We start from the raw sequence: 26,610 nt of genomic DNA, 5'->3' as shown, positions 1-26,610 counted from the left end.
TGTAAATATGAAGACCGGACCGCCAAGCAGCCAACCTAATAGAAGGACAAGGCTTTCAACCATGATCCGCACCCGGCTGATCGACATCCCCAATTTATCGGATATCGAAAGCATGAACCCATCCCTTGGCCCAGCCCCGATCCTCGCTCCTGAGTACATTCCGCCACCGATTCCCATCAGTACAACACCTAAGATCAAAACAAGTACATCTGTGAAAACAGAAGAGGATCGTGGAAATGCCTCCATATAAAGGAACAAGTCAACTAAAGGACCGACAGCCAAAGCATTCAGGAACGTTCCGATGTTGATGTAGCTCCGATCTAAAAAGAAGGAGACGACAACAAGAAGCAGTCCTACCAGAACAGTCCACGTCCCAATCGTAAGGCCGAATTTTTCAAATAAAGCGATATTTAGAACATCCCATGGGTGTATCCCTAAATGTTGTACTTGAATTGCTACTGAAATGCCATAACTGAAAATGGTTAATCCAATCATAAAAAAAGGAATTTGTACACGGAGTTTCATAAGTTGTGCCTTCTTTCGAAATATTAAGTTATTTAATTTTATTGCAACAATAGATTAAATTCAATTAAGAAAACTTGGAAAGAAAAGCACAAACGCCCGGATTAGCCACGAAGGTCACTGGAAGATCGATGAGGAGACTCGAACAAAAAAAGAATTGGTTCTGTGTACTCACACCTAAGATGTATATCAATGTGTTGTCTCCACAGGAGGACTGAGTGATCCTAAGGGTTGGGCGCTGGTGCTGGAGATTGTTCAAGACCCCCTATATACTCTCCTAAAAATACTTTAGGATTGTCCTTTTTAAATTCATCATTGCGATGATAATTAGCTTAAAACCACTCTGGAGACTGATAATAATGCTCATCCACAAAATCAGATTTGATTTTTCTAGCAGACTTCCAGCCCCTGTTATATTCGCTTCCTACCGCAAATGGTCCACTTGAATTAATTAATTCGATTTCTGGATGTTTCTCCTAAATGGCCTTATGAAAATGTTTTTGTGAGTACCTTTATTACTTTTATCAGACAATTTTATTCACCTATATCTTCTATTAATTTTTATCTTTCCTAATTTGTTTGTCTACATCATCCACAGGCTATTCATCGATAAAGTTAATATGACTTATACAAGATTCATATAGTATAGACGTATCTGAATCAATTAGTGGATGATAAACTAAATATCACTTCCCCAGTCATCTTCACCTGTGAAATAAATGAAAAGGTAGTCGGCTACCTTTTCTTATTCGTCATATCTTTGAATATTCCAATCTCTCACATTGTTAAAAGCCTGTTTTTGGAATTTCGACAGGTGGGGTTGGTAATGCCTTCTCCACTCCAGTTCTTATGGAGTAAATTCGATCATGTGCCATTTTCACTTGTTCGATAAATTCTTCGTATGGTCGCTGGCAAACATCAACAAAACCAATTTGATAATTTTCACCATCAAACCTTCCTAATACCGCTTGGTCATTGTATTGAAAATAATGAATACCTACTAAACTTGGAATAGAAGCTGCTTGTTCAACATAATAACGATAGGCCATTCCTCTATCTGCTTGTGTAGCGACCGCTCTTATACCGTAAGCGAGAAGCCCCACATCTGCTGCTCCAAAGTGAAATTCACCAATCATTACAGGCATATTTAACTTTTTACTGATATGTTCAATCTGTTCTGTATCTGGTTTTAATGTGTAGGAGTTTATCGAAAATACATCAATCACCTCACAGCCCTCTAATAGGTCATCGTTTGCAATCCAAGCATAACGCATGCCTAGATTTAAATGATTAGGATCTACCTCTTTACAATAATTAGAAGGCAATTCAACATATCTACGGATTAAAATTCGATTGAATGAGGCAAAGTCTTTTTCACGATTTTCACTTACAACTTGCTCATATTGATATTCATCAACTATATGTTCAAAACCTGAAAAAGACGATCCCCACGATTCATTTAAATTCATTATCGTTTCGTACTTTTTCTTTAGCCATTGAATAAATATTTTCTTGCTCTCAAAAGGATACGACTGTTCCATCATCAATCCCGTTAAATTTAAACTATCTACAAAAGCCCAATGTGGCTCATTTCTTAGAAAGTATCCAATGAGTAAGGGGTCTTCTTTTAGTGGTTGAAGCTGTTGGGCAAAACACTTTGCTTTCACATCATATTCATCACTAAAGACATCAGGAAAATCACGATATATCTTCATCTCTGTCGTAGGGAAATCATTTAACGGGTATACATAAGGGATTTGAGAAAACTGAATAAATTCTTGCTGAGACCAATTTGCTATTGTATTTATTTTCCATTCTTTCAAACGATTTTTTGTTAACTCTGCCCATTTTTCCCACCAAGAGTTTCCATAAGCCCGAATTATGTTAGCGACGGCATAGCTAAACCCATAGTTAGTCCATGCAGCCTCATATTTTCCTTTTTTATCTGGAAGCCATGAAATTAACTGCTCCATTCCCGAAACTTTCATAGTATCGTAAGGTTGAATACAATCGATACCTGTACTAAACATGGCATATCCATCCGGATCGACTAGCCACCATTTTTCACCATCAAATTCAGTTCGAAAATAACCAGTTTTCCTAAACTGTAATTCTTTCCACCCTCCAAAGCTACTTACTTGTTTGTCATTTTCTTTTTGGTGATTTAACTCATTGTGCAGATACTCTTCTAGCTCCTTCAAAGACGATGTCTTACTTTGCCAATTTCTAATTGCTAGTTGTCCCATTTCATCAATATAAGGTTTTCGATCATATAAAAATTCTGGCTCATCTTCTCGTAGCTGAATATTGGAAACTTCAAATTTTCGCCCCTTTAGTGACGGAATCGTTTCAATACTAAAACCATCTATTTTTGAACGATCAATGGAACTGTCTCCTCGGAGTACACATTGCAGACTACCTGGATAACGATCAAGAAACAATTTTTCACCATTTAATGCTTTTAAAGGAAAACATAATCTTGTTTTAACATACGGAAGTATTCCGTTATGAACACTAATAAACATTTTATCTTGTTTAAACTTTAGAATGATGACCAATACATCCTCACATTCATGATAAATATCAGCGACTAAAAAATGATAGTGTGACCAAATGTATTCATCATAATTTTGTATATCTAGTTCTATATTTCCTCCAGCAGGAGATATTTCAACATATAATTTATCGTTTGATATGATTTTCTGCTTTGTATTTTTACAAGGATGGAATGTATCTATAGTTAATTGCATGATCAATCACCGTTCTTTCTATTTGCGCTATTCTTTTACTGATCCAAGTACAATTCCTTTAACAAAATATTTTTGTAAAAACGGATAAACAACTAATATTGGTAGTGCTCCTATAAAAATTTGAGCTGCCTGAACGGTTCTTTGTGACAGATTTTCTAGCAAACTAGGGTCTGCGCTTATCTTACTCATATCCTGTTGTACAACGATCGTCTGTAAAAATGTCGCTAATGGATAGTTATCTGCTTTCATCATATAAATCAAACCATCAAACCAAGAATTCCAATGACCAACCATTGTAAAAAGCGTGACTGTAGCAATACCTGGCATAGATAAAGGGAGATAAATCTTAAATAATATTCTAAAGAACCCCGCCCCATCTATAAGAGCTGCCTCTTCAAGTGAAATCGGTATACTTCGAAAGAAATTCATTAATAAAATTAAGTTAAAAACACTAAGTGCACCCGGCAAGACAAGAGCCCAAACAGTATCAATCATATTCAAATTACTAATTAAAATATAATTTGGTACTAGACCGCCTGAAAAAAGCATGGTAAATACTAAAAACCACATATAGTAATTTCTACTTTTAAACTCTTTTGATAAGGCATAACCTGCTAAGATCGTAACTGACATCGCAATAAATGTTCCAAGAACTGTACGATAGAAAGAATTAAATAAGGCCTGTGTAAACTGGGGATTTGTTAACGTCTTTTCATACGCATCCAAAGTAAAATCTACTGGTAATAAATTGATAATATTTGCGGAAGCTGCTTCTTTTCCACTGAACGAAACTGCTAACACATGGATTAAGGGTAAAACACATAAAATGGCCATGGTAATGAGAAAAATATGGTTAAATACACTAAACCATTTATAACCTATTGTTTTATGATACATAATGAGTTGCCTCCCTATATTTTTAAAAGATACGATAATTTGCGAATTTATAAGCCATTCGATAAGAAATAACTATTAAAATAAAGCTTATGACAGATTTGAACAATCCAACTGCTGTTGCAAAGCCAAAATCACCTTGTAACATCGAGGCACGATAAACATACGTATCAATTACATCTCCCTTGTCATATACAAGTGGATTATATAAGTTAAAAATTTGGTCGAAGCCAGCATTTAAAATATTTCCCAGCTGCAATGTTCCAACAACGATGATAATTGGAAGCATCGCTGGAAGCGTAACATATAATGTTTGTTTGAATCGTCCTGCTCCATCCATTTCTGCAGCCTCATATAAATTTGGATTAACCCCTGTAATGGTAGCCAAATAGACAATCATTCCAAAACCAAACTCTTTCCAAATATCACTTATAATAAGCACAAACCGGAACCAATCTCCATCACCTAAAAAGAAAATAGGTCCTATACCAAATAAACCTTCTAGCATTCTATTAACTAATCCACCTTTAATTGAGAGAAGATCAATTAAAATTCCACCAAGAATTACCCATGAAAGGAAATGAGGTAAGTAGACGAGTGTTTGTATACTTCTTTTGACCCCAGATTTACGAATTTCATTTAATAATAAGGCCATAACAATAGGGACAATCATTCCAAACACAATCTTTAATACTGAAATAAAAAACGTGTTCCAAATTACCTGTACTGAATCTTCAAATTGGAATATTGCTTTAAAATGCTTTAATCCTACCCATTCCTGGTCAAAAAGACCGAGCCAGGGTTTAAAATCTTGGAAAGCTATGACAACTCCAAACATCGGTATATAGTGAAAAACAATTGCTAAAATAAGTGCTGGAAGTACCAATACATGGATTGGCCAAGTTTTCTTTAAATCTTGTAACGGTGTAAATGCCTTTTTTGTTTTTGTTTTTATTCGAACCACGGTAACGCTTACATCCTGTTTCAAAACGTATCCCCCCATCAAAAATAACAATTGAACTTTTTGAATTATCTGATATTATTATATCAATCTAAGGAATTCGCACCTATGTCAAGGTATTAACTTTTATATACCCATCCACAACTTTATGGAATTGTTTAGAAGATAAACATTGTTGAGCGTGAGGATTTCATTTTCATTTGAAGTAGGTATATTTGCATTTTTTTAACAGGCGAAAAAAATGAAACCCCTTTCAAAACAACATTTTTTCTAGATAGATCTTACACAAGGGTGGTGAAATAATGGTAAAATATAAAATTTTTAGAAATAGTATGATATTTTTGCTGATGCTGGTTATACCCACATCTATTCTTTTTTCCTATTCACATAAAGTAAGTAAAGATGTCGTAAGACAAACACTTGAAGATTCTGCTGCCAAACAATTAACGTTTTTTATGAATCAATTAGAAGATGATTTACATCACGTAGAAATGCAGTCAAGTATGCTCCTATACGATTCAAGTGTCAAAGCTTTTGGAAGTTCATTTGAATTCTCGGGGTACTTAGACCATTTGATGGACAAGAAATATTTAGAAGAAAAATTGAAAATCCAGAGAAGTGTTAATCCATTTTTATATCATATAACGATTTATTTACCAAATCATGATGAGGTCATATCTACAGAAGATAGTAAAACATTTAATAAAGAATTCTTTAAAGCTGCCCCTTTTTATAAGTGGTTTACCTCTACCGAAAATGGAGAAAAAAAGTTTCATTACCTTGTTTCAAGTCCTTACTATTCAAAACCTAGCCTTTTAAATGCTTCTATTATTATTGAATCTACTATTAATAGTCATTTTTTAAAAAACGTATTATCTAGTGTAGATGCATCTGGAATTGGGACATCTTTTTTTTATTTTTCTAATTCTGACATTTTTACTAACGCAGAAATTGATCCAAAGATTATCAAGCTAGTAAAAGAAAAGATAAATTTTAATGAGAACCATTCTACCACTCCATCACTTTCAGTTTTAAAAATGAATAACAAACAATACCTGATCCAAACCCTCTACTCTACATCATTAGAGGGAACATTGGTAAGTTATATAGAACTGGATGAATTTTTGTCTCCCTTAGAAAATGTAAATATGCTAGTGAAAGTTAGTTTACTTGTTTTCTTTATGACTGGCGGTATTTTAACATTTATTTTATATCGACATTTTCGAATGAATATTAGACATTTAATAAAGAAAATTGAGTTGCTTGGAAAAGGAGATTATAAAAGCCGTGTCACAATAAAAGCGAATAATGAGTTTGATTATGTATTTGGACATTTTAATTATATGGCAGAAAGAATTCAAACTCTTATTGAAAATGTATATGAAGAACAAGTTCGAACCCGTGATGCTGAATATAAACATTTGCAATCACAGATTAATCCGCATTTTTTATACAATTGCTTATTTTACATTGTAAGTATGGCTCGTAAGTCACCAGATGCGGTCATTGCAATGGCAGATAACTTAGCTAAATATTATCGATATAAAACGAAAAAACCCGGAAATCAAACATCATTACTTGATGAAATTAAATTAAGTGAAAATTATTTAAAAGTACAATCATTAAGAAATAAACGGCTTCACTATTCGATTAACATCCCTGATGAAATGCATGGGATCATCGTCCCAACTTTATTACTTCAACCCATTATTGAAAACGCCATTAATCATGGGTTTGATCAAAAGATTGATTCTGGAAAAATTCTAATAAAGGGTCAGAAAAGTGAAGAAAATTACACGATCATAATAGAAGATGATGGTATTGGGATGTCTAATGAAGAAATTAATAGATTATTAAAACGAATCAATCAAAAACAATTTCTCGACCAGGTCGGCTGCGGGTTATGGAATATTAACCAAAGACTTGTTAACCAATTTGGTCCTTCATCAGGTATCGATATTACTAGAAGCGGCTTAGGTGGACTTTGTATAAAGATCGTGATAAAGGAAGACTTCTATCAGCAGGAGTTTTCTCAAAGTACAGGATGAACAAGTGCCTACTTTGCCACAGAACGTGGCGAAGTTAGCCGGTCATCCCACTTATCTACTTAGCTATACTTGAATTATGCTGTAGGGAATTATTATCCGTTAAGATTGAGATAAATCATCATGAAAAAGAGGTGTTACAGGATGGAAATATTACTAGTTGACGACGAGGATTATGTACTTGACTATTTGGAAGAAGCGATTGATTGGAAAACATTCGGTTTTGAGAGAATTCATAAATCCTCTTCAGTGGATGAAGCATTAGACATTTCAGACAATGGCAATATTTCAGTTGTTATAACAGATATTCGAATGCCGGAAAAAAGCGGCCTTGACCTTTTACAAACATTACGCAAAAGTAAACCGGAAATAAAGGTTATCCTTCTTTCCGGGTACTCTGAATTTGAATATGCAAAGACAGCGCTTAAAAATGGTGCGACTGATTATTTGCTTAAACCGATTATCGAAGAAGACCTGAGAGAGAGCATAAAGAAAGTCCTTATTGAGATTAATAAAGAGCAACAAAATAAAATAGACTTGGCAAACGCAAGAGATGTCTTAAAACATGGAACCCTCCGAATGAGAGAGCATCTTCTTCTCGATTTATTACACGGGAAAAAATTTAGCGATAATGAGATTTCACAAAATATTCAAACATTAAATATTGATATCCACTTAAAGCAAGAATGTATTCTTACTATGATACAAATTGAAACAATATCTGATGGTCATTCAAGAGGAGATTTTGAGCTTTTTTCTTCAACTATTTTAAATTTAGCTGAGGAATTATTTTATGAGAAGGTAACCACTCCACCTGCCATATGGTCATGTACCGATTATCATCATTTTATTATTATGATCCTCCCTGCTCAAAATAATGATTTCCAGCATATTCAATCGAAACTAAATGAACTGATTCAAATTGTAAATTCGTTTTTAAAGAGGGAAATTTCTATCTTACTTTCACCTACATTTACCTTTTATCACGAACTTCACACCATTTATATTAAAACGTTAAATTATTTCTTAACAAACATGGTAAGCACTCCTAACGGTATCCAGACGTTGGATCAGGTTTCTGCTAAAGGAGAATTAAAAACATTGACAAAGCTTCATGAATCACCAGCCATTTTGCATTTAATGGAGGGAAACCGGTGGGACGAGGTATCCGAAAGAATTGATGCTGTACTAGAAGAATTAGATCATTCATCATGTCATACCTACAGTCAAAGGATACAGATTGTTTATTATTTATATAGTTGTTTTTCGTATATCTCACATCAAACTGGAGACCCAATATCAGATATCATTGGAGATTTATCATTCTTTCAAAACCAGTTTCACTTCCACTCAACAGACCAAATTAGACAATGGTCTGAGTCATTGATTAACCAATATAAACGTAGTATTAACGAGGGCAATGAAGGTAAATCTCATATCATTAGACAAGTACAAAAATTTATCGTAAATAATTTACATGAAGATGTTTCTTTAAATAAAATAGGAGAACATGTTTATTTACATCCTGTTTATTTATCAAGATTATATAAAAAAGAGACAGGTGAAAGTCTGTCTTCCTATATACTACGTACACGAATGGAAAAGGCAAGCCATTTGTTAACAAATACGAATAAAAAAATAGGAGATATTGCTAAAGAAGTAGGTTACCAGAAAACTCAGTATTTTATTCGCTTGTTTAAAGAATTCTATCATACGACTCCACAAAAGTTTCGCAATGAAATGAAATAACTTTCATAGAAAAGGAAAGAGGGTGTCCCGAAATGAGACACCCTTCGTTTTTTATTTGTTTACACTTTCATACCATTCATTTACTTCTTCCTCTATTTGAGTACCGCCTTTTTCGTACCAATCCTTAACAAATTGATCATATTTATCCAAAGGCTCTTTTCCATAAACGATTTTATTAAATAGCTCCACTTCCATCGTTGTCAGATTTTCACCTTTACTTTGCATGGTTTCTGTCGGAGCTCCTAAAAATACATCAGGCGCACTAATTTCTCTCATTTTGTAATTCAATGCTCCAGCTTTAATTGTATTTTCATTTGCTTGGGAAATTCGATCTTGTAAATTTGTTTTAGGTTCATTCCCCTCATAAATATAGTTTTGATTTTCTGACAATTTAAATGGAATCATCGGAGTTGCCCATAGGAGGCTGTATGCACCCGGATCATAAATTTCCTTTTGCGGTTCAGGGAATTTTGCTGGGTCATATACAGGTTGACCATCAACTAATGCATAATCATATCCTTCAGCATAACCATATTTAAAGTCGCCTGTTTCAAACTCTCTATCATACATTTTATCTAAATACACAAAGAATGCTTCGATATTTTTAAATTCTTTGTTAAAAAGCATAACCTTGTTCTCATTAAGTGTTGATCCAAAACGTGCAGTCTTGCCATCAGAACCTGTTGGTAACTTATATGGCACAACCTTCGCATCTGGATGATTGCCTAATATGTCTTTTAAAGGCCAATCATAGGCAAATGATGGCGCTGCAATCATACCTGATTTTCCTTGAATAAAACTCTCTGTTGCTTTCACTGGATCCAATACAGCTAATTCCTTATCTAAATACCCCTTGCTATACCACTCTCTTAATTTTCCAAGTGCTTCTTTCGTTCCAGGTTGAGTTGAACCATACACAAGTTTACCATTTTCAGATAGTTGGTATGTTTTCGGGAGATAATTCCCAACATAAGCTCCAAAGACGAAACTAGCATCAGACATCCAGTTGATATAGCCGCCACTGCCAGAGAAAGTAAAACCAAATGTATCGTCCTTGCCATTTCCATCAGGATCATTATTTGTAAATGCATCCATTACTTTTTCAAATTCTTCAATTGTCGTTGGCGCCTCTAGATTTAAGTTGTCAAGCCAGTCCTGACGTACCCATAACATAGGGTCTGTCGCATCACCCGTTGTAAAAATAGGAAGTCCCATTAATCTGCCATTTACTCTAACCTGATCTAAGCCTTCATCATTTTCTTCATATATTTTCTTAAGACGATCAGAAGCATATTTGTCAAAAGCGTCCTGAATATCCATTACTTTTCCTGATTCCATCAGTTCAGCGACGAGCCCGCGATTTTGAACAACAAAGACATCTGGAAGAGTTTCTTGAGATGTTAAAGCCAATCGTATCTTTGTATGATAAGCTCCATTATCTGCTGAATCCCACATATTATTAATTTTAATACCTAGTTCCTCTTCTGCCCATTTTGTGTGAACATTATTATTGATATCTTCACCATCTTTAAATTTTATACCTGCTGTCGGTCTAGCTGTGTTTATTTCTACAACAGGATCAAATTTTCCACTTTCCGTTTTTGTAGATGGGGATTTTTCTGTCTTTACCGAAGCCTCTTGATTACCTCCATAGCTACATCCTGCAACTACAGAGAAAGCGGTTACAATTAAAGTTAACAAGATAACCCATTTCTGTTTTAACATAATTACCCTCCTTTTATATTCCCTTACAGTTATTATTCTATCAGCCTCTTTTAAACCCTTACATGCCCGAATCTTAATAAATATAACCCTAACTTAAACCGTTGGATGCAGTGTCGATAAGATAGTTACTATTATTAGTTTTATTAATAATAGTAAGTATTAAATAAGCTAGTATTTTGCAATTCTTTGTTCTTAGTTAGAATGTGAATGATCCTTCAAAGAGACTAGCTTTTTAACTAGTCTCATGCCTTTTTAGAAATCATTCAGTTCTTCTAAATTCATCTTAATCAAAATTCCATATGAACACTTGTGCACGTTTATGGCGATTTGAATCATTTAATAGGTATCGCATGATCTCTTTATAATTCCTTCTCAAAACATCTTTTCGCAACGGTAAAGGAATTATGTCTTGGGTCGTACTGACTGGTTGCTTCACTGCTGGCAAACACTATTTTATTTGCATTATTATCTTGTTTTCATACTCTAGCTACCAATATAAATTCCATGATTTACTTAAGCGAACGAGTGCTTCGAAGTAATAATAATCTCCCCATAGGTTGCTTTCATCGATTCCTATTGCTCTCGGTTTATTATATACTCCATGACGGAGAAGACCATGTTGTTGATCTGATTCAATTGTTGTATAATTTTCTGATAATGATTTTAATATTATTAGTGCAGCATGTTCATATAACACTTTTTCTTCATCTAATAATGGTAAGTGCTTAATCATTTCCAACAAACCACATACAGAAATTGATGCTGCTGAACTATCACGTTCTTGCCCCGATCCCTCAGTAAAGATCAGGTCCCAATAACATACATGGTCCTTGGGCAATCGATTCAAGAAGTAATTTGCAAGTGTTTTACTCAACTCTAGTAAACTAGTATCCTTCGTATATATATAATTTAATGTAAACCCATAAATTCCCCATGCTTGTCCTCGTGACCAGCATGAATCATCACTGTATCCTTGATGGGTTTTACCTGCAATAGGCTCACCTGTTACAACATCCATAAAATAGGTATGGAAGGTTGAAGCATCATTACGGACTAAATATTTCTTTGCATTTTGAATATGATTTCTCGCTAATGTTGCATAACGTTTATCTCCAGTTTCTTCCGTTGCCCAATAAAGTAAAGGAAGATTTAAGTTACAGTCAATGATCATTCTTCCACTTTCTTCAGGATTATTTAAATCGCCCCACGCTTGGAGGATTCCCGCTTTTTCATGGTATCTCATTATTAGTAAATCTGCAGCTAATAATGCAGCTTCTTTTGCTTCTTGATTCCCTGTTAGTTTATATGCACTTACACATGATAAAGAATATAAAAAGCCTAAATCGTGTGTATTTGTTTTAATTTGTTTTTTAATCCGTTCTTTAAAGCGCTTTACTTGAATATCTGCTATCCTTTTATATTTTTGATCGTTTGTTATTTCAAAGGCTAACCATAGCATTCCTGTCCAAAAACCTTCCGTCCAATCTACATCATCTCCGCTGACCTTTAAATATTTTGAATCCTTTGTAGATGCAGAAGGAAAGTCTTCACCGAAGCGAGTCAAGTTTTGATCTATTTTTTTAAGAACGTGCTCTAATGCCTTCTCAACCCAGTCTTTTTTCGTTATTTCCTCAATATTGAAAAATCTATCGTGATTAATAATACGTTCTTTTTTTATAACGTTAGACATGGTTCAATAAATAGCTCCTTTTTAATTGTCTAGTTAAGTCTATATCGGTAACTTTCTATTTTCCCACTAAAAATTCCCTATTTCTGCTTAATCCAATCAAACTTAAATATCAGAAATAGACTATTTATTCGTCACATAAGAAAGATCTATATTTTTCAATAAAAAAATTACAAATAAATTTATTTTGGATATTTAATAAATTGTCTAGTTCCTGACTTACTTTTAGTGTTTTCTCTGATGAAATCCCATATTTTCTTGCACAATTCTCCATTTCTGTACGTTTCATCTCTATTATAAAGTTAAATAATTGCATTTTTAGCCCACCCCTTTTCCTAAACATCTATTTTGCAAAACTATTTATCTAGGTTTGAATCAAAAGTAATATGATGGGCATACTCATTTATATCAAAATAACTTTTAGCATTTCTTATAATCCGCCCATTAATTCTAAGATTACTAAATGAAACATCTTTAACAGAACGTCCAGAATCATACCCATAGATTCGAGATGGCTTTTCATTTCTGCCATTATACTCAATATTTTTAAATGTTATATTATGAATTCGATTGCCTGGTACAGGATTATATTTTTTATTAAAAACAACTCTAATATCTACTAATTGCCCTAGTTCAAAATCTTCTACGCGTATGTTTTCGAATTTGATGTTTTTAATGACATTCTTATCCCCGGCATTGATTGACATTGCTCCCCAATAATCTTCTTGTGGTTCATGATGTTCAAGGATATCAATATTTTCAAAATGAATATTCTCTATAGTATCTCCATTTCCCCCATGATCGCCGTGTGTCCCCATATTAATAGGGTGTGCAACATCGGCCCATAAAATGGAGTTCTTCACTTGCACGTTTTTCGTGTCACCAAAATAATTTCCGCGACTGCCGTAGACGGCAATACAGTCATCAGAATTTCGCATAAACACATCATTAATATGAATATCTGTACTGGACATCATATCAATCCCATCGGACCAGCCCCGAGTGCTAAACGATTTAAAATTGTTTATCTTAATGTCAGAAGATTGACCAATAAGAATACTGTAATGCGGCGGATCAACCACAACGATACCATCAATCGTAATGCTTTTTGAAAATTCGATCTGTATCCCTCTAAAGTAAGTTGTCTTTTCGATATCCGCCAAATAAATGATACCCCTCCCTCGAATAGTCACATCTTGTACGGAGTTACATACGAATGAACCTACAACAACCGTACCACCTGCTAAATAAATCGTTTTACCCGATGGCACAAGAAGCTGACTGCCAACCAAATAATGATAACCAGGAGCAAAATACACCGTATCAGGAATTTCATTATCAGAATTTGGCTCTGAAGCTAAGCGGACAATATCATCTGGAAGATGAATACCCGGTTCGATTACTACTGTATGTCTATTAGTCGGGTTAAGGTGATCCTTTTCCATTGGATTCGCAAATAAGTGAAAGTTATGAAAGCGCTCTCCATTAATTTCAATTGACAGCTTGCACGGATGATCCAACTTCAAATTAATAACATTTTGATAATGTTCGTATGAAACTTTATATGACAAAGGACGAATCGTAACATCTTTTACATCAACTGTATTGTTACAGGTTATTTCTACTTCGATATTTCCTTCCATATCAAATTGAGCCATTGAAGCCTTCCGAACATTATGCATGTCAACTTTCACTTCATAAACAGATAATGGTATCCATTCACCTCCTTCTTCACGAACTCTCACAAAAAAGTCATCGTTACAAACAGCTTCTTTTGGTGCAGGATATGTTTTTAAAATACTCATGAAATCACCTCATAATCTGTCTTAAAACGTTACTAAATTGCATTTACCTGCAGCTATCATACTTAAGTGACAACGCTAACAATTTATAAAAAAATAAAAATATGCATATCCATTTGACTTATTTTCTTGTCACCAATAAAGATTACACAACTCCTCTCCCTAAGAATAGCAATAGTAATTTCAATTGAAAATGCCACATTATAAACATCTATATCCATGATATTAGTTAAAATAGATTTATTAAAAAAAGTCTACTTAAATGTGGAGACGCAAACATTCAGGGGAATACATCCGATGAGCGCCAATTCTCAGCATAAGCTTCAGGTTAAGTTTAATAGTATGGTTGACGTTTGGATAAAAAAATGGCTAACTATTTGTTGTTAGCCCATCTAAATTACTCATTTTAAGTTTTGATTAAACAGATCCTCTCAAAGATTAACGATAATGGTTAAAAAACGGCCGTTCCTTAACCTTTCAATTGTTTTAATAAATTTATCAATATTTTTATGTTTTCTTCCGAGATTGATTTCCCACTTTGAGCTTTTAATTGATTTTCGAATGCATTTATTTGACCATTCATCGCCTCTTTATTATTCTTTTCTCCCCATACTTTAGCCTTTTGAAGCTTATCGATAAGGGATTGAGCAACTTCTTCCTTGGTTACAAAAGATTCAGTTAAACGACTTAAACTATCAAAATCAACATTGACTGTAAATTGAATTTCTTTCTTCGTTGTATTACCTGCTTTATCAGTCGCTGCAGCAGTTACTTTATTTATTCCTAATTCAAATTCATATGCTGGTCCCTCAACTTTTTGGCATTCCTCTGAAGCAACACCGGACAATTCATCCGTGATATTACAAGTGATCTTAATAATAGAGTCAACCGAATAGGTTTCTTGGTGACCAATAAATTCAATCACAGGTGCAGCGGTATCAAGGGTTATCGTCTGTTGATTTGACTTACTAATATTTCCGGCTTGATCTTTAAATTCAACAAAAACTGTTTTCTCCCCATTACCATGTGGCAGTGTTAATTGTTTTGATGTGTTAAATTCCTCCCAATCTGTCCACTCTTTTGCATTATAAGAATAACGCACCAAGATAACTTCGCTCATATCATCCGTAGCCTCAAGCGATAACGTTACATTTTGCATATTCGTAAACTCGGCACCTTTATTAATCGTAAACTGACCTTCTGGCGATGTTGAATCAACTGGTTTTTTCAAGTTTTTAATTGCTTCATCTAATGCTGCAGATGCATGATCAACAGCCTCTTGCGTCAGATTTCCTTCATAAACCGACTCTGCTTGCTCAATCGCCTGCAGAAGTTGTTCTTTTCTTTCATCCGGATAATCTCCTTGATTTAATGCTTTATTCGCCTCTTTCAATAAGAAATCAAGCAGCGTCGTATCCACATTTTCTATTGGATTGTTGTGATATACTTCCTTAATCTGATCGGCACTCAATGCATAATTGAAAATCGAAAATTCATCTAACATCCCGTTAAACAATGGATCAGGCCACATGCTTTTTCCAATATAGTTTATCGTTGGCTGGATATCGCTCGGTTTGATGGTCATACCGTTAGCAGATTTAACTTCCTTACCATTAACGTATAATTTCGCAGTGTTATTTCCAAGTGTGACTGCCACATGCACCCACTCATTTACTGGTAATGGTGATGTTTCAACAATTTGTTCCCCGCCGTCATTTTTGATTGCAAACCGAAGTGTGTTACTTCCTGATTTAGGTGTTAAAAATAAATACTCGCTTGTATTATTGCCAAAATCAAATATTCGCTGCCAATTACTACCGCCATTCCATTTTACCCAAGTGGCTACTGTTATTTCATCATAGTCTAAAAGAGGATGATTCTCAGGTAGTGTGATATAGCGATCATGTCCATTCAATTCAATGGCTTGACCGATTATCCCTTCCTTGTACACAGGTGTTCCAGATACGGTACCATTTGATAAACCGTTAGAACTTTCTGCATTTCCTTCGAAAGGATAAATGGTCCATACATTTTGAACGAGTAATGACTTTGCATCATAAAGTATTCTTGCAAGTTCTGTCTTAGAGTATTCCGGACGATCCAATTTATCCTTCACTAATTGGACTTGGTTCATGAACTGGTAATAACTTAATCTTGTATAATTTTCTTTGTGTAGATTTTCTGCTTCTTCTAATGCAACATCAAGGGAATCAATTACAATTACCTCTGAGTCATCAGTGGTATTTTTAACAGTTGGACCATTATCAGCCATAATAGTAAATTCAAGTTCTCCAACTGTATATTTTTCCTTATCCACTGTATATTCAGCTGACCATGTTCTGTTGTTTTCAGAAGTTACAATAAGCTCTTCATCACCAAAAAACACACGAGCATTTTTAAGTTCATATTCTGTTGTAAATGTTAAGGTTACTGTATCTCCTGGTAATGCAATGGATGAATCACTTGAATTATCGGATCTAATCGATACATTTTCTATTGGTACAAAATCCTTTGTAAATGATTCGCCGTGGAATCTTACTTCTGACATGTTGCCATACCAGTTGTTCGAATTATAAATGCGGATATAACGGAATTTTTCTGTGCTGTTGATTGTCAGAGTTTGCCACTCTTTTGTAGCAATAGCTGCATTCGATATAGTTGACCATGTTGTACCATCCTTAGAACCTTGGATCACCGCTCCCCCGATTCGACCAAAGTTTCCATCTTGCCTTGCAAGCAGTTCTACCTTCTTCAGCTGTGCATAACCGCCTTCTTTAAAATCGAAGCTAACCCATCCTCCGTATCCGCTTCCGTTGACGCGATAATCCGTAATCGATCCCGGGTTTCCATCAAATAATACACTCGCCGTCTTCGCAGCATCCTCCGGCGATCTTCCACTCGAATCGGTGATGTCGGTAGATTCTATGATATACCTTATCAGATCACTTTCATCGACAAGGTACAAGGAAGAGTTGTCAGTGGTAAACAATGTTTCCGCTGCTTCGACACCGTCTTTTGTTTTGTAATGAATACTAAATTTCACCGTTCCCTCAGGTGTATCAGGACCCATCACTGCTTCTGCTACCCAGTTAATGCCGTCATCCGACTTAACCTTAGCAGGATGACCTTGAATCATTGCATCGACATCCTTGATTATTTCAGTCGATGTGAATGATAATTTCACCGTATCGCCTATAGAAATCCGGTTTTGTTTGCTTTGGTCCGAGCTGATGGTAACCGACGAAAGTTTGTTGACCACTTCATGCCGTTCACCGAAAATTCTGAATTCTGACAGTTCGAACATTGGATTTCCCACCGGCGGCTCAATCATTTGTACTTTTAAAAAGCGGAACTGCTTATTCTTCAAATCATCCGAAACTGCAAGAGACTGCATATCCTCTGTAACGGTTGTCGTATCCGGTGTTAATCGCGTCCAGTTCTCTTTATCATTTGAACCGAAGATGGCAACACCGCCGATCCGTTCAGGGAAACTTGCTCTAACTTGCATTTGGAAGGAATCAGCAGAAACTCTATAGTTGGGACCTAAATCCATGTAATACGTTAAATTCTCGGCTAGATAATAACCTGCAAACGTATAATTGTCCCGATCTAAAAGATTAACTATTTGATTGCCAAATGTCGAAGAAACAAACATATGGCTGTAATCCATGCTTCCATCCTCTAATAAAGGAGTCAATTCCTTAAGATTCTGAACCGCTTTATTCAAGTCTTCTAGCTTCTGATAGAAAACGTTGTCTGATACACTTGAAATAATGTTCATAACATCTTCATACACCTGTTTGTACTGATTCAAAGTCTCCTCAATATACTTTGTATTTGCGTCATACGACGCAACGACGGCGCTTACAGCAGAGTGCCTGTCATCTGTCACTACAATTTGTACTTCCCTTGCCGTTACAGTGTTTCCGTCTGATGCGCTTACCACAATGGAATATGTTCCGGATTCAGTAGGTTTCCATGAAAATGCGCCAGTGCTTTCGTCGAAAACGGCCCCTTCTGGTTTATGGTCCATTTGATAAGTAACAACTTCTGATGCATCGTCATCTGTTGCAGAAAAGTCAAATTGAATAGCAGCTTCTGACCCTGCATAGCCAAACAAGTTTATTGAGTTATCCCCGGCATTAAACTTGGGAGGTGTCAACTGATTGCCCGCCCTGATGTTGACGTGGTCAATGTCGACGGAAGTTGCGGCATTTCCTTTTATCGTGAGATAAACGAGGTCACCGAAGCCCTGGAAATTGTTCATCGTGTAGGTTACGTATTTCCATTGCCCATCTGTATCCGGCAGCGTCAGTGTTCCGATACTATCCATTTTGGCTGTGCCATTGGTTCGAATTCGGAGACCGATCGTTTTTGAGTCGGTACCGGAACCAACAATCGCAATCTTACTGCCCTGTTCCGTTGCGTTGATCCTAACAAATGATGTATTCCCTTCTTGCAAGGTCTTGGAATTATCATCTAAACTTGTATACCGATTTTCTATTTCAATCAAATCTGGATTCGCAGATACTTTCGGAAGATATTCTTCGCCCTCAGCCTCTGCCTCTTTTGGAATATAAAGCCAATAATCGGCTCCACCGTCTACCCAATCCCACCAAAAAGGATGTCTCTTCTTAAACATCTCGGTAAAGTATGGAGCTTCTTTCTCCATATCCAAACCTTCTGAGTATTTATAGTAATAGTAAAGGCCGTATACATTTCCGCCAATTCTTCCTCTGTAAGCGCCTGACAACTCTTTATAAATGATAGTCGGACTTCCGTCAGCATCCGTATGAGCCGCCAGTGGTGTCCATGGCGTATCGTAACCTAACATATACCTGGCAAAATAATCTGCACCTTCCAGAATTCTTTTGTTCAGAAAATCGTACGTATTAACGGCATTATCAGCCGTAGATACCGTTCCCGTTACAGGATCAACTTTTGTTCCCTGAGCGAGCAACATCCGCGATAAATAGTCCACATTGATGACATCACCAGTAGAATGTGCCTGATCCCTGCCCATTTCTGCAATTTGAACCCTAGGGGTATCCAATTTTTCTCCTGTCAATATATTGGTGTCAACCAGTCTAAATAATTGCTTTATCGAGCCGTTTTGTCCCTGATCTACTGCTGTCTTGTTAACCGTAAACCATTCTACTCCCTCATTATAACGCTCACTGTTGTCAGTGAAGATATAACCCGACATAGCTCCTATCAATGGATACAAATGCTGATTCATGAAATAGTTATTGTCATATTGTAATGTGTTGATTACTGGATTAATCAGGTTATTTGTAAAGTCTTCTGTATCTTTGTCCGTCCACTCAAGTTTTGGATTTTGAGTGCTTGTATATCTCAAGATTTCCGCCGCTGAAACCATACGAAAAAGTGGAATGCCAGAATGAATATGTGCATCGGTATAATACGCGTATTTCTCAGGATCCATTTGCGACCAGATACGGATGATATGCATCGCATTGGTCCGGTATGTCTCGTCCCCGGTTATATTATACAAGATGGCCTGAGTATAGGCTTTTAATGCATCCGCGATAAATTGGGACTGAACACCCTTGCTATTAAAGGCGACTGTTCCCGGTTTCGTTGGATCCACACTGCTTTGATTGCTAGACGAAACTGTCTTGGAAGCAGCAGATGAATTCAGCATTTCATTGAAATAGGTAATCCATGGCTCTTTTTGAGCCCTCACCTGCTCTCTAATATTTTCAAGATGTTCTTTAGTAAGTCCGACACCGGGATGTTTGAAACCACTTGAACTAATAACCTCATTTATAGTCGGTTGATAATCTGTCATAAGTGATTGATTTGTTTCTTCCGCTTTAGATACTTTTGGTGATAAAGGTAAGATAGTTGCTATTAAACAAAAAGAAACAATTACACGGAAAACACAATTAAAAATATTTTGTAAGCAAAATTTTTTTCCAAACCTCATCAAATCCCTTCCCTCTCTTTTCATTCTGAAGAAAATCCTCTTCTATTTCTTAATTCTGTTCCTTGTATTTAATGACTGTGTTCCTAACCAAAGAATTGATGAGTAGTTTTTAATACCTCTTTACAATTTTCGCATCACCCCCCTTAAGATTTACAGTTAATATCTTGATTTTGAGATCCGTTTAAGGAATTAAAATATGAAAGCTTATTTAATAAGAGAGAAAACATCTAATAAATGATATCAAAGCTCATCTTTGATTTTTGCACTATGTTGATTAGAAAGGATATGTGAGACTCCTGCTTAGAAAACGGGTCACAAAGCGATCACCTTTTTGCTGCAATCAAACAAGCAAGTTTAACACAGTCATCTTAAAATAATAGATATCCTAATTACTTTCCCTACAAATCTTTAACCTTATCTACCAATTAAATTGTAAGGGGTTACATTTTTTGGTGTTCGCCTTTTACTTTTAACTCATAAATTAAGTAATTAAAGGATTAAAGTGTATCAAATATTATCTTTTAAACACTTTTTACATATGAATACCCAAGAATTATAATTGAACTTTCTTAATTATCTGATATTATTATATCAATCTAAATAATTCGAACCTATGTTAAGGTATTAACTTTTATATACCCATCTACAACTTTGTGGAATTGTTTAAAAGGGAGTAAAGAAATTAATAGACACACTGCAATAGTTCCCCACAATAAATGTGCAATTTTCATTTCTAAAGAGCTTTGGAGGATTGTCCCAAGAAAAAAAGCTTCAATCCCCATCTATCAAGGAATTGAAACTTCTAATTCAGATGATCCAAGAGGAATTCGCCCTTAATTGTTTGCTTTATGATAAACACTAAATAAAAGGGTATCAATAGCCGAAAATTGACTTATGGGACATTCCCTTTTGTAACCTAAAAAAACCCTCTATTCATAAAAAATATGTAATAGAAGGCTACTCTTTTTTCGGTTCTCCATATCATTCAAACTTTATTAAAATGCCTGTTTGTAACTATTTCACAAAACACATAACATAAACATTAAGATTAATAGGTTTAACTTGAACCCGATCCCTACTATTATTATACGAAAACACATTTCTACTCCCTACCATCTAAGAAAATGAACGAATTTCTTAATGAGGAAGAAGATTGATAGGAAGAATAATATCAACCGTTGTTCCTTTATCTACTTCACTTTCAATCGCTATGTTTCCTTGATGCGCTTCAATAATTTTATAACAGATCATTAACCCTAAGCCGATCCCTTTTTCTTTGATACTATAAAAAGGTTCTCCGAGATATGGGATACGTTCCTTCGGAATCCCACACCCTTGATCGATAAAGCGAATACGTATTTGATGATCATCAAGTTTATTGACTTGAATTAGAACTGCCCCCCCCCAGTGGCATTGCTTCAATTGCATTTTTTAAGATATTGATAAACACTTGTTTTAATTGGTTCCCTTCACAGGGGATCAAAGGTATACCAGATTCAAATTTCGTTCTAATTTGGACGTTATTCATCGTCGCTTGAGGTTGGAGTATGAGTGTAACCTGTTCTACTAACATATGTAGATCATTAGGATGGACCTGTACCGCTTGTGGCTTGGCCACCGCTATAAATTCATTGGTAATTCCCTCTATTCGATCCATCTCTGTTATCACAACATCTATATAACGCTGATTGTTCTTATTTTCCGTTGATTTTAGTAATTGCATAAATCCTTTCATAGTGGTTAAAGGATTGTTAACTTCATGGGCGATTGCTGTAGCTAATTGCCCTACAACAGCAAGTTTCTCCGATTTCCGTAATAATTCTTCCATTTTCAACCGTTCGGTGACATCTCGAGAAATAACCAGTAAAACTTCCTTTCCACTAAAATTAAAAACACAGACACTATACTCAAGATGCATTTTCCTTCCTGTTTCAAAAACATATTCGTCTTGTAAAGTAAACGAATTTTTTCCTTCTTTCATTTTATTCATAAACCTTTTGAACAGTGTAGAACTTTGATCAACAATTTCGGCACATGGTCTCAAGAGAAGTTCTTCCCTACTATATCCAAACCTTTTACACCCAACTGCGTTTACTTCAAGAAATCTAATTGGTAATCTATCCTCATTCAATTCTAATAAGTAAACCGCATCAGTTGCATGTTCGAATAACGTACGATATTTCATCTCACTTTCCCTTAATTGTTGATGCAATTGATGGAGTTCTCTCTCGGCCTGTTTTCTTTTAGAAATGTCTCTAATGATTGCTGAAAAGGCCAGCACATTTCCCTTCGAATCTCGAATAGATGATAAAGTCAAGCTTATCTCAATAACGCTTCCATCTTTTCGTTTTCTAACGGTTTCAAATCCAGTAATTGATTCTCCAGATATGACTTTTTGACAAAGTTTTTGAGCTTCATTCATCAGGCTATTAGGGATCGTAGGTAATTTCCCCCCTATGATTTCCTGTTCTGACCAACCAAATATCTCTTCAAAAGCTTTATTAACCTGTAATACACGTCCTTCTAAATCGATAATGGATATAGCAGCCGAGGTATGATTGATGAATGATTCCAGTCGTTCTTTGGTGGTCCATAATTCCTCTTCCATCTTTTTCAGCTCAGTTATATCTACAGCAGAGCCAACAACTTCAACGACTTTCCCTTTTCGTTTAATTGGTCTAAGAACGATAAAAATAAAGGTTTTATCATTTGGCCATGGTAGTTCAAATGTGACCTCTTGACCTTCCCAAGCACGTTGATAAATTTCCAATAGTCGGGGAACTAAATGCGAATCAACTAAATGTAAAGGAACCAGAGCTTTTAAATCTTTACCTACCACTTGTTCAGGGTCAATCTCATTTTGATAATATAATTGTCCATCGCACATAGTATGGATAAAACTTTCATTCACCTTTTTAAACTTAAAGATAGCCCCTTGTTGTTCACACACTGTATCTTTTAATTCTTGTTTTGATTCGGTTAATTTTTGATTCAAATGTGATAAGCTTTTCATCAAACGATATAGTTTATTATGAGCTTCGATGAGTAATAAACCGAGTAAAAGACCAACAAAAACAAAAAAGAAATATCTAATATGGAATGACATATGATCACTTACATCTGAAAAAACTTCTAGTATTAAACTATAAACAACAAAATGAATAGCTAGATAGAGAAAGGCTCTTTTTATCAAAGGGAGCTTTTTCATATAGTTTTTAAATAGGGTATATAGAAAAATCGTTCCTCCTAACATAACTACACCGACAATCCAGTGATCACTTATATAAATACGAGCAATGCAAATACTGATTGCTGTCATCCATCCAGCTCTATAACCAAAATAGACAAATGAAAGAATAAGAGGGACATATCGAAGATCATAAATAAAATCATTATATTTAACGGGGAAAGACATCAACAAAACTGCAACAATGCTAGCATAACATCCGCCAAATAGATAATTAGTTTTTAAGTTTCTATCTGCTATAAAAACTTGAAAGACTATGGCCGCACTTACAAAAAATGAAAAAATACAAAGATTAATGAAGAAATCATTGATAATCATTTAATAAATCCCTCTCTAGATGTTGTTTTCCACTTATTCTACTGATTGCTCTAACGTTTAGCAAAGGTTACAACTATTATTATTAATAGACTTAAGTATTAAATAAATTACAAATTACCTTTAAAATTTGTGATATCCTCCTTTTTTTTATAATAATGTAAACGATTACAATTGAGCAACAATCAATTATTGGAATCATGGTAAACGTTCATTCAGACAAGAGTTTACTATTTCTAATTAGAATAACTTTCCAGGAAGGTGTTTCTGCTCGTTCGGTTAGACGTTATACTGTAAAAAGCCGAAATTCTCGTTTACAACACCGAGAAATTCGGCTTAACTATTAGCGAGCGTCTAAATCTATCCATGATGATTATCAAATCAGAACAATAGAAGAATAAAAAAAGCAGGAACTCCGCCGTTAGGCTAGAGTTTCTACTTTTTTCTTTGGTTTTTTAAGTGGCAGTTGATTCAAGCCGAGTTCTCTCGCTTCTTTTTTTAAAATATAAACTCCCATCTTTGAAAGATTCGCAGATGACTTTACTTCAATTGGAAAACACATATGTACCCCCATCCTTGATGTGAAAAACCATATTGGGATGCTATTTCTGTCTTTAAGAAACAAATAGCAAACGATGATCAAGATACTACAAAAATGAGTTTAATTTCCTTTCTTCCTCCAGAATACAGATGATATACATCGTTTACACGATTCATTTACACACTTTTTACATTTTTACAATTACACTCATGATAAAATAAGTATAAAGTTTTACATTAAGGGGTTGGAAAAATGTCGAATGAAGTGGTTATATATCGAGAGAATGAGTATATAGTTTTACATAGATACGATTCGGGATATTGTGAGATAAGAAAAATAAATGATAAGAATTACTATAATGTTCAATTAGTCCATAATTCAGAACTGAAGACAAAAACGATACCTTATAGTGTAGCTTGATATGCTTTAATAACCTTCGTTTTTCAGCATAAAAATCATGTTTTTTTCTAGTTTTCTATAATACAATAAGGGGTATAGAGTAACCTTGAAAAATTATCCATAATGAATAGTTCTATACAAATCCAATTAACATAATGTCAATTTTAAAATGTTAGCCAAAGAGCCAGACATAGTATTATCAAGGGTTTGGCTATTTTTTATTTTTTAGGATTTTATACATCGTTGATTTATCAAAGTTTTTGGTTTCTAAAGAAGTCTGGTGTCTACATAAAAAAGTGGGGTTTTATGCAATAAACAATCTTCTTTTGAACTGCTCTTCACAGATCAGGACTCGCAATTGTAACACTTGTAAGTCCCTCCATTTTAGAGTACATAAAGAGGCAATCACAATAGTTTTTCCTTTTGGGATTGCCTCTAATTTATTATTTACTCTCCTTGATTTTCTTTAAATCATTAGGAGAAAGATTATATATCTTGATAAGCTGTTCTTCAGGAAAGCCTTCGTCAATGAGTACTTTAATTGCTTTCAGATAACCTTTTTCCTCTGCTTTTTCTACCACTTCTTTTTTAAATTCTTCAAACACAGCACCCAATCTTAACATCTCCCAAAGCTAATTTAATGTGTGTTCATTCATTTCTTTAACATGAAAGGCTAATAGGGATCCCAATACCCTAATACGATCGTCCATAGCAACATACTTCTCTAATTCTGTTACTGTAGTAAATGAGACTTTTGCTATTGTATTACATTGCTATCAATCAAAGAATTACTGTATAGATTATGAAATATTCGATACATGCCCTTATCATCATAAGCAACTACAACAGTGACTATAGTCTGAATGTTGCTTTTAATTGTTTCAAGGTATCTTTTTCTAGTCCGCCTTATAATCTCCACAAGCTTTCCTCCTGACCATAAATTAAATAAATACCCTGTCCTATAGGTTTATAAACAGGAATAATATGAAAATTTTTGGAGTGATAAATGAATATTCTGTATATTTTTAGTCAACATAAAATCTCTTATCGGCAATCAAAAAAGCCTTGGATTTAAAGAACCCAAGGCTTTTTTACTTTTTGTAAGGTATAATATGAAAAAATTTGTTAGTTTTAGCAAAAATGAAAAACATCTGTTTAAAGATGGTTAAGTTGCTTCGTTTTAATGAAATCCATGATGATCTTTACAAGAACTCCTATCACAAACAAAACAAGCAATGAGTAAAAGTAAGTCCAATTATGTAATTTATAGATGTCAAGATAAACAAAGATCGGCTGAACAATAAAAGAAATGAAAAGAGAAACAATAAAATCGACAATCAAAAAAAATTTCCATCTACTAAACATTTGATACATTAAAGCCATAATACTAGGAACAATAATAAATTCTACTGTAGCTACTGATGCAACAAACTGAACCAACTGATGGGGATGACTCCATAATTGAAAATATTCTCCTATATCATCAAAAATAGTATTGATTACATAACTGATCATAAATGCAAGTGTGATTAGTAAAATCCTTTGCCGATCTATTAATAAAAAAAATAATATGAGGAAGATAGCATTCATTATGAGGATAGCCCACCACTGGAAACTGAATAAATCATGGTTAATCCAATAGTCCATTTCCATTTGATGTAATGTACTGGTCATTCTTTCTATTTCTTTATCCATATAATACCTCCTATGCGGAAAGTATCTCCTGAAGCAATAGTATTAATACGCTCGTTTTTATCTGTAATCGTTGAACAATATCCAGTTTCGGATGAATACTCTATACAAATCTCCCTCTATAAATTGAGTAATATCAACGGTTTATAGGGGGAAATTGAAATACAAAAACGACCTAGGAATCTCCGCATACAGTTTCCTTGCTTCATTGAGAGGAGCTAATGGATTATTTTCGGTAGATAGACTTGCAGAATTATTCAACCCACGTATACCTTTCATTGTTGGTACAGTGTTCATACATTTTTCAGTAGCATTTATTTCGATCAATTAA

The 26,610-nt window shown here is 34.7% G+C and carries 14 protein-coding genes and 1 pseudogene; 2 read left to right on the top strand and 13 right to left on the bottom strand.

Annotated features, from left to right (window positions below; translation table 11 throughout):
- The 4 genes from WQ54_RS10890 to WQ54_RS10875 form a co-directional block, all read right to left on the bottom strand.
- Nucleotides 1-525: YitT family protein (locus WQ54_RS10890; RefSeq protein WP_046516215.1), on the bottom strand; the 525-nt coding region annotated here is incomplete at its 3' end.
- 782 nt (nt 526-1,307) lie between these two features.
- Nucleotides 1,308-3,272, bottom strand: coding sequence for a beta-galactosidase (locus WQ54_RS10885; RefSeq protein ID WP_046516212.1), 1,965 nt, complete (start codon nt 3,270-3,272; stop codon nt 1,308-1,310).
- A gap of 27 nt (nt 3,273-3,299) precedes the next feature.
- Nucleotides 3,300-4,169 carry a carbohydrate ABC transporter permease gene (locus WQ54_RS10880; protein ID WP_046516210.1) on the bottom strand — a complete coding sequence of 290 codons (870 nt, stop codon included), beginning with the start codon at nt 4,167-4,169 and terminating at the stop codon, nt 3,300-3,302.
- A 22-nt stretch (nt 4,170-4,191) separates the two neighbouring features.
- Nucleotides 4,192-5,121: a sugar ABC transporter permease gene (locus WQ54_RS10875; RefSeq protein ID WP_052737748.1), complete on the bottom strand. Its 930-nt coding sequence runs from the start codon at nt 5,119-5,121 to the stop codon at nt 4,192-4,194.
- Between the two features lie 308 nt (nt 5,122-5,429).
- Between WQ54_RS10875 and WQ54_RS10870 the strand changes: the two genes are divergently transcribed.
- Complete coding sequence (locus WQ54_RS10870; RefSeq protein ID WP_046516207.1) at nt 5,430-7,175, top strand: sensor histidine kinase; 1,746 nt, start codon at nt 5,430-5,432, stop codon at nt 7,173-7,175.
- 141 nt (nt 7,176-7,316) lie between these two features.
- Entirely contained in the window at nt 7,317-8,921 is a 1,605-nt protein-coding gene (locus WQ54_RS10865; protein ID WP_046516204.1) for a response regulator, read from the top strand.
- A 51-nt stretch (nt 8,922-8,972) separates the two neighbouring features.
- Here the strand turns inward: WQ54_RS10865 and WQ54_RS10860 are convergent, their stop codons facing one another.
- The 9 genes and pseudogenes from WQ54_RS10860 to WQ54_RS10830 form a co-directional block, all read right to left on the bottom strand.
- Entirely contained in the window at nt 8,973-10,646 is a 1,674-nt protein-coding gene (locus WQ54_RS10860) for an extracellular solute-binding protein (RefSeq protein ID WP_046516201.1), read from the bottom strand.
- A gap of 487 nt (nt 10,647-11,133) precedes the next feature.
- Nucleotides 11,134-12,336 carry a glycoside hydrolase family 88 protein gene (locus WQ54_RS10855; protein WP_046516199.1) on the bottom strand — a complete coding sequence of 401 codons (1,203 nt, stop codon included), beginning with the start codon at nt 12,334-12,336 and terminating at the stop codon, nt 11,134-11,136.
- A gap of 124 nt (nt 12,337-12,460) precedes the next feature.
- Nucleotides 12,461-12,649 carry an aspartyl-phosphate phosphatase Spo0E family protein gene (locus WQ54_RS10850; protein ID WP_046516196.1) on the bottom strand — a complete coding sequence of 63 codons (189 nt, stop codon included), beginning with the start codon at nt 12,647-12,649 and terminating at the stop codon, nt 12,461-12,463.
- A gap of 40 nt (nt 12,650-12,689) precedes the next feature.
- Complete coding sequence (locus tag WQ54_RS10845) at nt 12,690-14,138, bottom strand: glycosyl hydrolase family 28 protein (protein WP_046516194.1); 1,449 nt, start codon at nt 14,136-14,138, stop codon at nt 12,690-12,692.
- 466 nt (nt 14,139-14,604) lie between these two features.
- The gene (locus WQ54_RS31865; protein WP_197089581.1) at nt 14,605-20,085 is read right to left on the bottom strand and encodes a LamG-like jellyroll fold domain-containing protein; all 5,481 of its coding nucleotides are present in this window, start codon (nt 20,083-20,085) and stop codon (nt 14,605-14,607) included.
- A gap of 1,137 nt (nt 20,086-21,222) precedes the next feature.
- Nucleotides 21,223-23,650 (bottom strand): annotated as a pseudogene (locus WQ54_RS10835) (PAS domain S-box protein).
- Nucleotides 23,651-24,068: 418 nt separating this feature from the next.
- Nucleotides 24,069-24,209 carry a hypothetical protein gene (locus WQ54_RS33525; protein ID WP_156177875.1) on the bottom strand — a complete coding sequence of 47 codons (141 nt, stop codon included), beginning with the start codon at nt 24,207-24,209 and terminating at the stop codon, nt 24,069-24,071.
- A gap of 821 nt (nt 24,210-25,030) precedes the next feature.
- Nucleotides 25,031-25,201 carry a hypothetical protein gene (locus WQ54_RS33520; RefSeq protein WP_156177873.1) on the bottom strand — a complete coding sequence of 57 codons (171 nt, stop codon included), beginning with the start codon at nt 25,199-25,201 and terminating at the stop codon, nt 25,031-25,033.
- A 541-nt stretch (nt 25,202-25,742) separates the two neighbouring features.
- Complete coding sequence (locus WQ54_RS10830; protein WP_046516191.1) at nt 25,743-26,282, bottom strand: CBO0543 family protein; 540 nt, start codon at nt 26,280-26,282, stop codon at nt 25,743-25,745.
- Between the last annotated feature and the right edge of the window lie 328 nt (nt 26,283-26,610).

It is taken from the genome of Bacillus sp. SA1-12, assembly GCF_000981385.1.
Lineage (GTDB): Bacteria > Bacillota > Bacilli > Bacillales > Bacillaceae > Metabacillus.
Note: the sequence above shows the minus strand (reverse complement) of the source record. Positions and strands in the feature narration are given on the sequence as shown.